General features: G+C 65.1%; 13 protein-coding genes. 12 read left to right on the forward strand and 1 reads right to left on the reverse strand.

Annotated features, from left to right (window positions below; genetic code table 11):
* Positions 1 to 259: 259 nt before the first annotated feature.
* The 5 genes from HZB53_10580 (at position 260) to HZB53_10600 (ending at position 7,621) form a co-directional block, all read left to right on the forward strand.
* Positions 260 to 2,512 (forward strand): GAF domain-containing sensor histidine kinase, encoded by a 2,253-nt coding sequence (locus tag HZB53_10580; GenBank protein MBI5878090.1) that lies wholly within the window; start codon positions 260 to 262, stop codon positions 2,510 to 2,512.
* Positions 2,509 to 3,162, forward strand: a complete 654-nt coding sequence (locus tag HZB53_10585; GenBank protein MBI5878091.1) for a response regulator transcription factor — start codon at positions 2,509 to 2,511, stop codon at positions 3,160 to 3,162. The genes HZB53_10580 and HZB53_10585 overlap by 4 nt, the downstream gene beginning before the upstream one ends.
* 187 nt (positions 3,163 to 3,349) lie before the next feature.
* Positions 3,350 to 4,090, forward strand: a complete 741-nt coding sequence (locus HZB53_10590) for a (2Fe-2S)-binding protein (GenBank protein ID MBI5878092.1) — start codon at positions 3,350 to 3,352, stop codon at positions 4,088 to 4,090.
* A gap of 17 nt (positions 4,091 to 4,107) precedes the next feature.
* Entirely contained in the window at positions 4,108 to 6,612 is a 2,505-nt protein-coding gene (locus tag HZB53_10595; GenBank protein MBI5878093.1) for a xanthine dehydrogenase family protein molybdopterin-binding subunit, read from the forward strand.
* Positions 6,613 to 6,631: 19 nt separating this feature from the next.
* Positions 6,632 to 7,621 carry an FAD binding domain-containing protein gene (locus HZB53_10600; protein ID MBI5878094.1) on the forward strand — a complete coding sequence of 330 codons (990 nt, stop codon included), beginning with the start codon at positions 6,632 to 6,634 and terminating at the stop codon, positions 7,619 to 7,621.
* Between the two features lie 56 nt (positions 7,622 to 7,677).
* On the opposite strand, the gene HZB53_10605 is transcribed toward HZB53_10600, so the two are convergent.
* Complete coding sequence (locus HZB53_10605) at positions 7,678 to 8,484, reverse strand: hypothetical protein (GenBank protein ID MBI5878095.1); 807 nt, start codon at positions 8,482 to 8,484, stop codon at positions 7,678 to 7,680.
* A 116-nt stretch (positions 8,485 to 8,600) separates the two neighbouring features.
* Between HZB53_10605 and HZB53_10610 the strand changes: the two genes are divergently transcribed.
* From HZB53_10610 to HZB53_10640, 7 genes are all read left to right on the forward strand, one after another.
* Positions 8,601 to 9,179 (forward strand): hypothetical protein, encoded by a 579-nt coding sequence (locus HZB53_10610; protein MBI5878096.1) that lies wholly within the window; start codon positions 8,601 to 8,603, stop codon positions 9,177 to 9,179.
* 13 nt (positions 9,180 to 9,192) lie between these two features.
* Positions 9,193 to 9,573 (forward strand): hypothetical protein, encoded by a 381-nt coding sequence (locus tag HZB53_10615; GenBank protein MBI5878097.1) that lies wholly within the window; start codon positions 9,193 to 9,195, stop codon positions 9,571 to 9,573.
* Between the two features lie 133 nt (positions 9,574 to 9,706).
* On the forward strand, positions 9,707 to 10,042 hold the full coding sequence (locus tag HZB53_10620; protein MBI5878098.1) for a hypothetical protein: 336 nt from the start codon (positions 9,707 to 9,709) through the stop codon (positions 10,040 to 10,042).
* 32 nt (positions 10,043 to 10,074) lie between these two features.
* On the forward strand, positions 10,075 to 10,482 hold the full coding sequence (locus HZB53_10625; GenBank protein ID MBI5878099.1) for a hypothetical protein: 408 nt from the start codon (positions 10,075 to 10,077) through the stop codon (positions 10,480 to 10,482).
* A gap of 44 nt (positions 10,483 to 10,526) precedes the next feature.
* Positions 10,527 to 10,919, forward strand: coding sequence for a hypothetical protein (locus tag HZB53_10630; protein MBI5878100.1), 393 nt, complete (start codon positions 10,527 to 10,529; stop codon positions 10,917 to 10,919).
* On the forward strand, positions 10,916 to 11,191 hold the full coding sequence (locus HZB53_10635) for a hypothetical protein (GenBank protein ID MBI5878101.1): 276 nt from the start codon (positions 10,916 to 10,918) through the stop codon (positions 11,189 to 11,191). The genes HZB53_10630 and HZB53_10635 overlap by 4 nt, the downstream gene beginning before the upstream one ends.
* Complete coding sequence (locus HZB53_10640; GenBank protein MBI5878102.1) at positions 11,188 to 12,357, forward strand: PD40 domain-containing protein; 1,170 nt, start codon at positions 11,188 to 11,190, stop codon at positions 12,355 to 12,357. Before HZB53_10635 ends, HZB53_10640 begins: the two co-directional genes overlap by 4 nt.
* Positions 12,358 to 12,377: the final 20 nt, after the last annotated feature.

The raw sequence follows: 12,377 nt of genomic DNA on the forward strand, positions 1-12,377 counted from the left end.
CCGCGCACCTCCCCTAAGAATCTCGCCCCCTCTCAACGAAGTTGGGAGGGGGTCGGGGGGAGGGCAGCGCCACTTTTTCGGCGGGCCAGCTTGCGTGACAAGCGCCTGAGGGCCAGCGCATCGCAAGCGGCATTGGAAAGTGCCCGTACAAAGCCAAATTGAGAATTGCTGGACTGCCTGCCTCTCATTGTCAATTGGGCGGTGCGGTGCTAAAATGCCTGCCACCGCGCGGCCGGACCGGCTGCGCCGCTGACTGCCTATGGCCTTTCTCGATGCGAGCCGATCCGAACTGCGCCGCACGCTCGATTTGATCCTCACCCAGCTAGCGGTGGTGGTCGAACACGAATCGGCGGCTGTGCTGCTGCAGGTCAACGACCGCATGGAGCTTGTCGCAGCGCGCGGCTACGCCCCCGCGCAGCACGAGGCGATGGTCGCGTGCCCACTGAGTGACAGCGCCCTCCTGCAACAGGTCTTGAGCGCGTCTCGCCCCACCGTATTCGGCGGCCATCTCGACCAGGACCCGTTCTACGCTGTAGCCTGTCATGGCCATAACTGCTCGTGTCTCAACGTGCCTCTGCGCGTGCAGGACCGGGCTATCGGCTTGCTGACCATCAATCGTCACGCGGTGGCCAGGAACCTGTTCACGCTGGTGGAAGGGCAGATGCTGGAGGCGTTCGCCGAGCAGGCGGCGCTGACGATTGAGAATGCGCGCCTGGTGGACGAGGCGCGGCGTCTGGCCACGCATGTCGAGGCCGGCGCCGAAGTCGCCCGCCGGCTGACCCTTCTGCATGACCTCGACGAATTGATGGCCGAGACGGTGCGCGTCATCCGCGACACGTTCGGCTATGACCGGGTGCACATCCTGCTGATCGATCCGTCCGGCGAGCGGCTGCTGCTGAAAGAGGCCAGCGGCCCCGGCAGCGAGCTGATCAAGCAGCGCGGCTTCAACCTGCGGGTCGGCGTGGATGGCATTACCGGCTGGGTGGCGGCCAGCGGCGAGCCGCTGCTCTGCAACGATGTCAGCCGCGAGCCGCGTTTTATGCCGGATGACCTGGCCGGCGGGACGCGCGCCGAACTGGCCGTGCCGTTGCGCCTGCGCGGGCGGCCGATTGGCGTGCTCGACGTGCAGAACTTTCAGCCTGGCTCGTTTCATCGCGACGACGTCGCCGCGCTGCAGTTGATTGGCGATCAGGTCGCCATTGCCATCGAGAACGCGCGTCTGTTTACGGAGACGCGCAGCCGCCTGGCGGCGATGCGCGCCCTGCATGACGTGTCGCTTGATATTGTGGCGCAACTGGAGTTGGGCGAACTGCTCGGCACGCTGCTGCAGCGCGCTACCCGGCTGGTGCAGGCGGAAGCTGCGGCCATCTACCAGTACAAGCCGGCCAGCGGCACCATCGGCAACATCGCCAGTTTCCAGACCGGGTCCGGTTGGACGGCGTCGCCACTGCGGGTAGGCGTCGGGCTGGTCGGGCGCGTGGTGCAGGACGGCCTGCCGCTGATTGTGTACAACTACCCGGCCTGGGCGCATTCCATGCCGCAGTATGTCACTCACCCGCTCGTCATGCGCATGGCGGTTCCGCTGCGCTGGCAATCCGAGGTCATCGGCGCGTTGATGGTGCTGAACCCGGCCGACGGCCATCGCTTCACCCCCGATGACCAGCAGATGCTCTCAGCGTTTGCCGACCTCTCCGCCATCGCGCTCAAGAACGCCGACCTCTACGCGCAGGTATCCACCTTCGGGCGGCGGCTCGAAGCGCAGGTAGCCGAGCGCACCAGCGAGTTGGAACTGGCGCGCCAGGAGATCGTCGCCAAGGCGGAGCAGGTCGAGTGGCTGTTGTCCAAGACCGTGCACATCCAGGAGGAGGAGCGCGCGCGCATTGCCCGCGACCTGCACGACAGCGTCACCCAACTGGCGATCGGCGCGCTCTACGAGCTCCAGGCCGCCAAGTCCGACCTGAACGCGGCGCGCTCCGGCCCGGCGCTGGAGAAGATCGACACCACGCGCGACCTCCTCAAACAGATTGAGCGCGAGATCCGGCAGGCCATCCATGATCTGCGCCCGATCCTGCTCGATGCCGGCGGATTGCCGACGGCGCTGCATCGCTACGCCGAAAGCGTGCAGGCGCTGAGCGGCCTGCGTGTCACCGTAACAGCCAGCGGCACGCCCTGCAATCTGCCCGCCGCGATCGAAGTTGTGATCTTCCGTATCGCGCAGGAGGCGCTGCATAACGTCACCGCGCACGCGCACGCAACGCGCGCCGATGTCGCCCTCGACTTCGGCAGCGAGGTGTTGATTCTGGAAGTGAGCGACGACGGCCAGGGGTTTGACCTGGCGCATCTGGACGCACCCGGCCCCGGCCGGCACGTTGGCTTGGCCGGCATGCGTGAGCGCGCGTCGGTCATCGGCGGCGCGCTCGAGATCGAGTCGGCGCCCGGCCGCGGCGCGCGCGTCCGCCTGCGTGTCAACCTGCGGCGTACGTTCGCAGCCGCACCCGCTTTCGATCGATGAGCGACCCCGGCACGCCGATTCGCGTCCTCATCGTGGACGACCATGCCGCCGTGCGACGCGGCATACGGCACCTGCTCGGCGCCGTCCCCGATATTGAAATCGCCGGCGAAGCGGCGAGCGGGAACGAAGCGCTGCAAATCGTGTCCCGTGTCCGGCCGGACGTGATTCTGCTGGATGTGCGGATGCCAGGTCTGACGGGTTACGAGACGGCCCCGCGCCTGTTGGATACCGCGCCCGGGGCGCGCATCATCATGCTGACCACCTACGACGAGGATGAATATATCGCCAGGTCGTTCGGCGGCGGCGCGGTTGCCTACCTGCTCAAGAACTCCTCCGACGATACCGTGGTGGAAGCGATCCGCGCCGCGTACCGCGGCGAGCGGGTTGTGACACCCGAGTTGATGGACAAGGTGCTGACGCAGTACCAGTCGCTGGCCCGCACGCAGGCGCGCATCGAAAACGACCTCAGCGCCGAGGATGTGCGCATCCTGCAAATGATCAAGTCCGGCGCCACCAACGAGCGCATCGCCCGCGCGATGCTCCTGGGCGAGCGCACCCTCAAGCGGCGGGTGCAGGGCATCTACCGCAAACTGGGCGTTGCCCATCGCGCGGGCGCTATCGCCGAAGCCTCCCGGCGCGGCCTGATCTGATTCGCCCGACACCAGGGACAAAAAATGTCCCCGTTGGCCCTTGCTTTTTGTCACCCCCTCAAGTAATCTTGCGCCCACAGCGTAATTAGAACCGCGCCAGTTGTGGCGTGGTCGCGCGCCCCGCACGGGGGAGGGCACGCACACCGGGTTCGACGACACGCGGGCACATACTCACAGAGGAGGATCCATGAGCGACGAGAAGATGAATAGCGACTCCCAACCATCCGAGGAGTTGCAAGAGGGAGATACCGCCGCCAAGGCGATATCCCGCCGCCAGTTTCTGATCGGCGCCGGCGCCGGTATCGTGGCCGGCGTGGCGGGCACGGCCGTGGCGGTCAGCACCACCGCGCCGGCCCAACCCGCGCCCGCCGGGGCGCCGGCCGCCGGTGCGCAGCCGGCTGCGCCTGCTGCCGGTGGCGCGGTCGCGTCGGCCCTGCCGGCGACTCACCGGCAGGTTAAGCTGAACATCGACAACAAGGATTACGACCTGGTTGTTGATGTGCGCACGAGCCTGTGGGAAGCGATGACGTATGAACTTGGCATGTCGTCGTCCAACGTCGGCTGCGACCGCGCCCAGTGCGGCGCGTGCGCCGTGGTGATCGACGGTCGGGCCGTCAATGGCTGCACCATCCTGGCGGCGCGCCTTGGCCGCGGCCAGAAGATCCTGACGGTCGACGGCATCAGCAAGGGTCAGACACTCGAGCAGTTGCACCCGATTGCCAAGGCGTACCACCTGGAAGGCGGCCTGCAGTGCGGCCTCTGCACGCGCGGCTTCATCATGTCCACCTATGCGTTGCTGTCTCGGAACAAGGCGCCCAACGAGGACGATATCCGTGAAGCGCTCGGCGGCAATATCTGCCGTTGCTCGGAGTACCCCAAGATCTACGAGTCCGTCTATCGCGCGGCTGAAGAAATGCGCAAGGCTTAAGGAGGGAGGAAGACGCCATGGCAACCGTTGATATCGTACGTTTGATTCAGGATGAGCATTACGCCAATTCGTTGAGCCGCGATCAGTGGCACGATCTCGTCAGGAGCACCGAATGGGACCTGATGACCGGCGAGAATCCGGAATTGATCGCGCCGATCGTGCAGAAGTACGGCGATCGCCTGCCGCTTCCGTCGCGCGACGCCGGCGAGGGCGGCTTCGGCCCCGGCACCAACAAATCGCTGGGCGCGACCAAGCTGGACGTGCTTGGCACACGCATCCCGCGCCGCCAAGGCTTGGGTATCGTGACCGGCGTCGGCCGCTATGTCCAGCACATGGCGCCGAAGACCGCGCTGTTTATGCGCACCCTGCGCAGCCCGCACCCGCACGCCAAGGTCCTGAAAGTGGACACCAGCAAGGCCGAGAAGTTGCCCGGTGTACGCGCCGTGCTGCACCGCGCCGTGCTGCCGAAAGAGTATGCGGATGTCCGGCTTGGCGGCGGCCCGCCCTACCGCGATCTGTTCAACGAGGAAGTATTCGAGGTCGGCTCGCCGATCGCCTGCGTGGCGGCCGAGAACGAGCACATCGCCGACGAGGCGCTGCGCCTGATCGAAGTGCAGTACCAGGTGCTGCCTGCGGCGCTCAATATGCTTGAGGCGATGAAATCCGCCACACCCAAGCAGTTTGACAGCAAGCTGGATGGCACCACCATCAACATCCAGACGCCGTTCAAGCGCGGCGACGTGGCCAAAGGCTTTGCCGACGCCGACGTGACCGTCGAGAACGTTTCGTCGCGCGCCACCGAGCAGCACATGCCGCTCGAAATGACCACCTCGCTCTCCTGGTGGGACAACGGCAAGCTGACGATGTACTACACCTGCCAGCACTCGCACGGTTCCCGCGACGCGCTCGCGAGCGCGCTCAAGCTGCCGCAGGCGAACGTGCGCGTGATTCAGCCCGGCTATATGGGCTCCGGCTATGGCTACCGATCCAGCGTCGATCTGACCGAGATCCATGCGGCGATCATGGCGAAGGTGACGGGCCGCCCGATGCGCGCGATGTACACACGCTCGGAGGACTTCGTTACCCGCACGCACCGTCCGCAGTTCCAGAACGAGTCCAAGCTCGGCATCAAGAAGGACGGCACCATCGTCGCCCTGCAGGTCAAGGTGATTGCCAACGTCGGTGCGCAGCGCGCCACCGCCGCGTCCGGCGCGTGGTATAACATGCAGATGATGTATACCATCCCGAATGTGATGTTGGAAGGCGTCGACGTTTTCACCAACTCGTATAAATCCGGCCCGTACCGCTGCGTGAGCCACCCGGCCGGCACGCTGGCCCTCGAAACGATTCTGGATATGGCGGCGTACAAGATCGGCATGGATCCGGTCGAAGTGCGCCTCAAGAACCTGAACCTCTACGGCGACGTGGACGCCAAGCGCCCGTACAGCAACCCGGGCATCAAGACCTGCATCGAGCAGGCCTCCAAGGCGATCGGCTGGAAGGAGAAGTTCCACGCCCCGAAGGCCAAAGAAGTGCGCCCAGGCGTCTTCCACGGCATCTCCCTCGTCGCCGCGAACTGCAACCACGGCGCCGGATCGTCCAACGCCGCCGGCATGGTGATCATCACCAGCGACGGCACGCTGCAGGTCATCTCCGGCAGCACTGACATCGGTCCCGGTCAGAAGACGCTGCAGGCGATGATTGCGGCCGAGACAGTCGGCATCCCTTACGAGCGGACCAACATCTCGCTCGAAACCGACACTGAGTTCGCGCCGGACAACAGCGGCACGAACGGCTCCCGCCAGACGAACACCGCCGGCTGGGGCACGTACGAAGCGGCCATGGACGCGCGGCGTCAGGTGCTGGAGTGGGCGGCCAAGAAGTTCATCGCTGATGCCAAGCGCGCCACGCCGCCGCAGACGCTTACGGTCAAGCCGGAAGAGCTTGACGTGGTCAAGGGCGAGGTGGTGTTCAAGAACGACGCGACGAAGAAGCTCAAGATCTCCGACCTGATCGCCTTCAGCACCGGCCCGATCATCGGGCGCGGCGTGCACCAGCAGGATCCGACCTGGGAGCGCGCGGCCATGTGGTCGCACGCCGCCGAGATCGAAGTGGACACGAACACCGGCACCATCAAGATTCTGAAGTACGTGGCCGCCCACGACGTCGGCAAGGCGCTCAACCCGTTCGCGCTCGAGCAGCAGATCGAAGGCGGCGTGATTATGGGCATCGGCGCGGCGCTGACCGAAGAACTGAAGATCGATGCAGCGACCGGCCTGCCGCTCAACGACAACATCCTCGACTACAAGGCGCTGACGATCAAGGATGTGCCGCGAACCATCGACTGCGTCATCGTCGAGCATGAGAAGGAGTACGGCGTGTACGGCGCGCACGGCATCGGCGAGCCGCCCATCAACCCGGTCGGCGCGGTTATCGCCAACGCAATCTACAATGCGATTGGCGTGCGTGTGGACAAGATGCCGTTGACCCGTGAAAAAATCCTGGCGGCGCTGAAAGCCTAGGCGAGGAGGAGAGAGAAGAATGAAAGCGTTTGAACTCTATGATGCGAAATCCGTCCAGGACGCCGTCGCACTGCTGAACAAGTTCGGTCCCACGGCGAAGATTGTCGCGGGCGGCAGCGACCTGGTGGCGGGTGTGATGAAGGACTGGGTGTACGGGAAGGGCATGCCCTACCCGGAAAAACTGATCGACGTGACCACCATCGCCGACATGGTCGGCATCAAGGTGGCGAACAACACCGCGACCATCGGCGCGGCGACCACGCTGACGTCGATCGAGGAGTCGCCGGATCTGAAGAAGGGCTGGCCCGTGTTCACCGACTCGGCGCTGAGCGTCGCGTCGCCGCTGATCCGCAACTTCGGCACGCTGGGCGGCAACCTCAACCAGCGCCCGCGCTGCTGGTTCTTCCGCGGCGAGAACTTCGCCTGCTACAAGAAGGGCGGCGACTTCTGCTTCGCGGTGACGGGCGACAACCGCTACCACGCGATCGTGGGCGGCGAGTTGTGCTACATCGTCCACCCGTCGGACACGGCGACCTCGCTGCTGGCGCTCAACGCCGCCGCGACGGTGGCCGGGCCGAGCGGCCAGCGCACCGTGCAGTTTGACGACTACTTCAAGGGCCCGCGCGACGACGTCCTGCGCGAGAACGTGCTGAAGAACGACGAGTTGATGGTGAATGTGACCATCCCGGCGCTCGCCGCCAACACCAAGACGGCGTGGATCAAGCTGAAGGATCGTCAGGTCTACGACTTTGCCCTGATGAGCGTCGCCGTGGTGGTGACGCAGGAGGGCGGGACCTGGAAGGACGGGCGTATCGTGCTCGGCGGTGTCGCGCCGGTACCGTATCGCGCCAAGGTCATCGAGGACGCGTTGAAGGGCAAGGACATCAAGGCGACGCTGAAGAGCGCGATCCAGCAGTTCCGCACTGTCACCCGCCCGATGAGCCTGAACGCCTACAAAGTTGACATCGCGATGAGCCTGATCGAGCGTGCCATCACGGCCGCGATCTAGGCCGAGTTGAACGGAACCAGCGGGAGGGAGGCGTTCGATGCCTCCCTCCCCCGGCGTTACGTGGATCTGCCCAGCACGGCCTTGGTCGTGCGCACCAGCCAGCCGTGGATCACGCCGTTGGTGGCAATATAGCCGCCGTCGGAGTGGCGCCAAGAGTTGCCAACAATGTTCGTCAGCACACCGCCGCCCTCGGAGAGTATCACCGCCGCGGCCGCCACATCCCACAATTGCAGCGTTGTGTGGTAGTAGGCATGCAGCCGGCCGCACGCCACATAGCAGAACCCCAGCGCGGGCGAACCCATCGCGTTCAGCGTGATACATTGCGTTGCCAGCACGGTCGCAATGTTCAGGCTCTGCTGGCGCTGGAGCATCCCGCCGGGCCAGTCCGTTCCCACGAACGCCTTGTCGTACGCTGTTTCGCCCTCCGCCACCAGTTGCACATTAATCGGCTCGTCGTTCAGCCGTGCAAACTTGCCGCGCACCGCATGGAACAACTCGTTGCGGCAGGGGTCGTACACGACGCCGATTTCGTAGATGTCATCCACGCGCAGCGCGATGGAGATGGCGAAGTGCGGGATGCCCTGGTAGTAGTTCAGACTGCCGTCGAGCGGATCCACAATCCAGACGATGCCTTCGGCGGGCGGCGGGTCGCCGGCGCCCTCTTCGGCGTAGATTACGTCGTCGGGGCGCTCGGCGCGCAAAATCGCGCAGATCTGGTCTTGAATTGGCGGGACGCTGCCGACCAGCAGGTCGCGCGTGTCCTTCCATTGCTGGTAGACGGGGCTGCCCAGCGAGGCCAGCGCGATGCGCCCGCCTTCGCGGGCGGCGCGCACCGCCAGGTCGTGCATCGCCATCAAATCCATGGTTGCTCCTGTAGTCATTTAAGGTAAGCATAAGCATACTGTCAATGCGTCTGACCGTCAAAGCTTGTAGACGGTTGTCGCGCCCATTCTAAACCATAACCCATCGGAGATCCCACATGCGATCCAAACTGCTGCTGCTGACGATTCTGGCATTGATTGTTGCCGGCTTGACCGCCTGCGGCGACACGCCTCCCACGTCCGCCCCGGCTGCGGCGACGAGCGCTCCGGCTACGAGCGGCAACTCGACGTCGCCGCTGCCGCCGCAGCCGACACTGCCGCCTGTTGCGCCGCGCCAGGCGACGCCGTTCGTTGCCGCGACCTTTGCGCCGATTTTCAACGTGCCTGCGCCTACGCGTGCGGCTACGGCACCAGCGGCCGCGCCCACCACGGCGGCGGGCGCCGCTACGCCCGCTGCCGCGGGTCCGACGACCGCGCCAGCCGCCTCCGTCCCGACCGCGCCCGGCGTGGCCACCGGAAAGTATGAAGACTTGAAGGTCGATTTCGCCCAGACGCTGGGCACGGCCGAGCAGGTCGACGAAATCACGCCCCTCCTGAAGGCGGCGTTCCCGGCCAATGCCATCAAGGGCGTCAGCGGCAATGAAGTCGGCATCAGCATCGCGTACGATCCGGGTCTCGTGACGCCGGGCCAGATTCGCGCCAAGCTGGCCTCCCTGGGTCACCCTGTCAAGAACTAGTGATCGAGGCGCTGTGACGCGGCTTGTCCGCCGCATCGTATTTGGCTATACATACGATGCGTTTCCCGGTCTGCTGATCGTCGCCTGCAACCAGTTGAAGCGCAAGCTGGAGCGCGCCGGATTTGCCGTGACGGTTGAGACCGCCCCGCTCAGCGCACTGCCGCCCGACACCGACATCGTGTTCGTGCCGCTGGCGCTGGCGGATGTGGCGAGACAGGCCGCGTCGCAGTGTCGCATCGAAGTGCTGGACGAATTGCTCAACCACCCGTCCTATAATATCCTGGTGGCTCAGTTGATGGATGGAAGCGAATGGACGGCGCTGCCCGCCGCACCACCGGCCGATCCAGCGGCCGGCACCATTCAAACCTATCGCGGCAGTTTACGAATTGACTAGCACTACCCGAAGATTTATCGCGCGCTGCTGGACCATCGTTCTGACCCTGGGTATACTACTGACCGGTTGCGAGGGCGCACCGGCTGCAACGCCCGAGGGGCCTGCCGGCGCAACGCCAGCGGAGCCTGCGATCGTGACGCGCATCCCGCGAGCCACCTCGACGCCCACGATTCAGCGCCCGTCCAGCACGCAACGCTGGCCGGTGACCGGCATCGTGCGCGTGGATACGGGCGACGATTTTTTCCTGCCGGAAGTGGTGACCATCACGGTGGGATCGTCCGTGCGCTGGTACCATATCGGCGAAGAGGCGCATAACGCCGTCGCATTCGACGGCTCCTGGGGCACGGTCGACTTTGGCATCGGTGAAACGGCCGAATATCGCTTTGGTACCCCGGGCCGCTTCCCGTATCGCTGTACCCTTGCCGGGCCGGGCATGAGCGGTATTGTCGTGGTGGTGGCGCCGCCGTGAGCGGACGAGTCCTGCGTTTCGCGATTTTTTGCATGTTGTCGCTGGTCGCACTGGCAGGTTGCGATACCGCTCCGCCCGGTGCAAACGGCGCGCCCGACGAACCGTCAGCGACGCGCATCCCGCGCGCGACGAGCACCCCGACGGTGCGGCGGGCGCCGTCGCAGCAGAGCGGTCCGCTGAGCGGGTTGGTGCGCGTGGATGCCGGGGATGATTGGTTCCTGCCGGAGGTCGTAACGATCACCGTCGGCACGACCGTGCGCTGGTATCATGTCGGCGAAGAGGCGCATAACGCGTTCGCGATAGACGGCAGTTGGGGGACGCCGGAATTCGGGATCGGCAGCACCACGGAACACCGCTTCAACAGCACGGGCCGCTATCCCTACCAGTGCACGCTTCACGCGCCGGGTATGAGCGGCATCATTGTCGTGGTGCCGAAATGATAGCGCGGATCGCGGCCAGGTTGTGTATTGCCGGAGCCGCCGCTATGTTCAGCGTGGCGTGTGCCGCTCCGGCGCCAACCGGGGCGGCGGTTGACCTGCCGGTTGCCACGCGCATACCGCGCACGGTGCTGGCACCCACGCCCACGGCGACAGCCCGTCCGCCGCGCAGTCTGCCGCCGAACACGGTCGCGGTTGACATCAGCGATAGCTTCTTCCAGCCGGGGGTAATCACGGTGACGGTGGGCACGACGGTGCGCTGGTATCATGACGGCGGCACGGCGCATAATGTGCGCGCAGTTGACGGCTCCTGGGCCGCGCCCGACATGCACCGCGGAGACATGTTTGCGCGCCGCTTTGACGAGCTCGGCGCCTACAATTACCTCTGCCTGTTCCATGCGGGGACGATGTTTGGCAGTGTGATCGTGGTGAAACCATGAGCGCCGACGACTCCGGTGCCCTGCAGTCACTGGAAGAACTGGCGCGCCGCCTGACGCAGCAGTTGTCCTCATACGAGGCGTTACATGCGGCAGAAGCGCGAACGGTCAAAGAACAATGGGAGAAACTGCAAAGTATCCAGCAGGATGAGCTACGGATGTTGCGCGAGGAACTTGCGCAACTCAAGGGAGGGATCGCCGCGTTGCGTGCATCCCTGGCAGAACGGCACGGAGCTTCTGGCGGTCCCGCCGGAACGGAACCTAAAGATTCATGAACCGTTATCGTCTCGTTGCATTCGCTTTGGTCATCGGAATACTGGTTATCGGCTCGCTACTGACCGGCCCCTGGTTCGCCCCGCGTGCCAATGCCGGGCGGCTCGCAGCCGCACCGATCACCCAACTGACGAACAACCCCGCCGCCGATGTGCGCCCGATGTGGAGCCCCGACAACCGGCAGATCGCCTTTATGTCGAGCCGCGATGGTCCTTCGCACGTCTACCTGATGAATCCGGACGGCTCCAACCAGCGCGCGCTGACCAAGGGCAAGACCGAGGATCGGCACCCGGTCTGGATGCCCGATGGCAAGCAGATTGTATTCGATTCCGGCGACGGTGGCGCTTCTGAAATCTGGCTGGTGAATGTCGCCGATGGCGCGCTGAAGCAGATCACGAAACTGGGCGGGCTGGCCAGCTTCCCCTCGCCCAGCCCGGATGGCAAGACGATCGTCTTCTACTGGTACCAGGCCGACGCGATGAACCTGTGGATCGTGAAGACGGACGGTAGTGCCCCGAAAGCGCTGACGAAGGAATTGGCGACGGCGAAGAATGAACAGTGCACCTTCGCCTGCCACCAGGCCGGCTGGAGCCCCGACGGGAAGACCATCGCGTACCCCGGCGGCGACAAACGCTCGATCTGGGTGATGGGCGCCGACGGCAGCGGTGCGCGCGCGGTCTTGCAGCAGGACGGCGGGGATATCAGCCATTTCCCGTGGTTCCTGGCCGACGGACGCCTCGCCTACGTTAGCGAGCATGTGGAATCCATGACGGCATGGACGGACGCCTGGACGATTGACATGCACACCGGCGAGCGCACCATCCTGCAGGACTATATGGCCCTGCAGGGTCCGATGGAATGGAATCGCGAAATGTCGCGCGTGCTGTTCCACTCGCCGCGCTCCGGTAACTTCGAAATCTACCTGATTGACTTGAGCGTGCCGGGCGGCGTGGAGATACTGCAGGGCACCCCGGTGCCGAACGCGGCCGCGGTTGGCACGCCGGCGCCGTTTGTCTCGGGCCCGGTGTCTACCAGTAGCGCTCCGGCGACTGCCGGCGCGTCGGATAGCGCGACGCTGGCACTGATTGCCGTGCTGGCCGCGGCTATGGTCGGCGTGATTGCGTTGTTCATCTGGTTCAAGAGCCGCGCCGCCGGGAAGCCATCCTGACGGCCAATGTGCCGGCGCTG

This window comes from Chloroflexota bacterium, from assembly GCA_016235055.1.
GTDB lineage: Bacteria > Chloroflexota > Anaerolineae > JACRMK01 > JACRMK01 > JACRMK01.

Excerpts from the sequence above, each read along its gene's own strand:
- HZB53_10635 (MBI5878101.1), top strand. The coding sequence starts at position 10,916 with ATGAGCGCCGACGACTCCGGTGCCCTGCAGTCACTGGAAGAACTGGCG.
- HZB53_10595 (MBI5878093.1), top strand. The coding sequence starts at position 4,108 with ATGGCAACCGTTGATATCGTACGTTTGATTCAGGATGAGCATTACGCC.
- HZB53_10605 (MBI5878095.1), bottom strand. The coding sequence starts at position 8,484 with ATGGATTTGATGGCGATGCACGACCTGGCGGTGCGCGCCGCCCGCGAA.
- HZB53_10580 (MBI5878090.1), top strand. The coding sequence starts at position 260 with ATGGCCTTTCTCGATGCGAGCCGATCCGAACTGCGCCGCACGCTCGAT.
- HZB53_10600 (MBI5878094.1), top strand. The coding sequence starts at position 6,632 with ATGAAAGCGTTTGAACTCTATGATGCGAAATCCGTCCAGGACGCCGTC.
- HZB53_10590 (MBI5878092.1), top strand. The coding sequence starts at position 3,350 with ATGAGCGACGAGAAGATGAATAGCGACTCCCAACCATCCGAGGAGTTG.
- HZB53_10610 (MBI5878096.1), top strand. The coding sequence starts at position 8,601 with ATGCGATCCAAACTGCTGCTGCTGACGATTCTGGCATTGATTGTTGCC.
- HZB53_10640 (MBI5878102.1), top strand. The coding sequence starts at position 11,188 with ATGAACCGTTATCGTCTCGTTGCATTCGCTTTGGTCATCGGAATACTG.
- HZB53_10585 (MBI5878091.1), top strand. The coding sequence starts at position 2,509 with ATGAGCGACCCCGGCACGCCGATTCGCGTCCTCATCGTGGACGACCAT.
- HZB53_10625 (MBI5878099.1), top strand. The coding sequence starts at position 10,075 with ATGTTGTCGCTGGTCGCACTGGCAGGTTGCGATACCGCTCCGCCCGGT.
- HZB53_10630 (MBI5878100.1), top strand. The coding sequence starts at position 10,527 with ATGTTCAGCGTGGCGTGTGCCGCTCCGGCGCCAACCGGGGCGGCGGTT.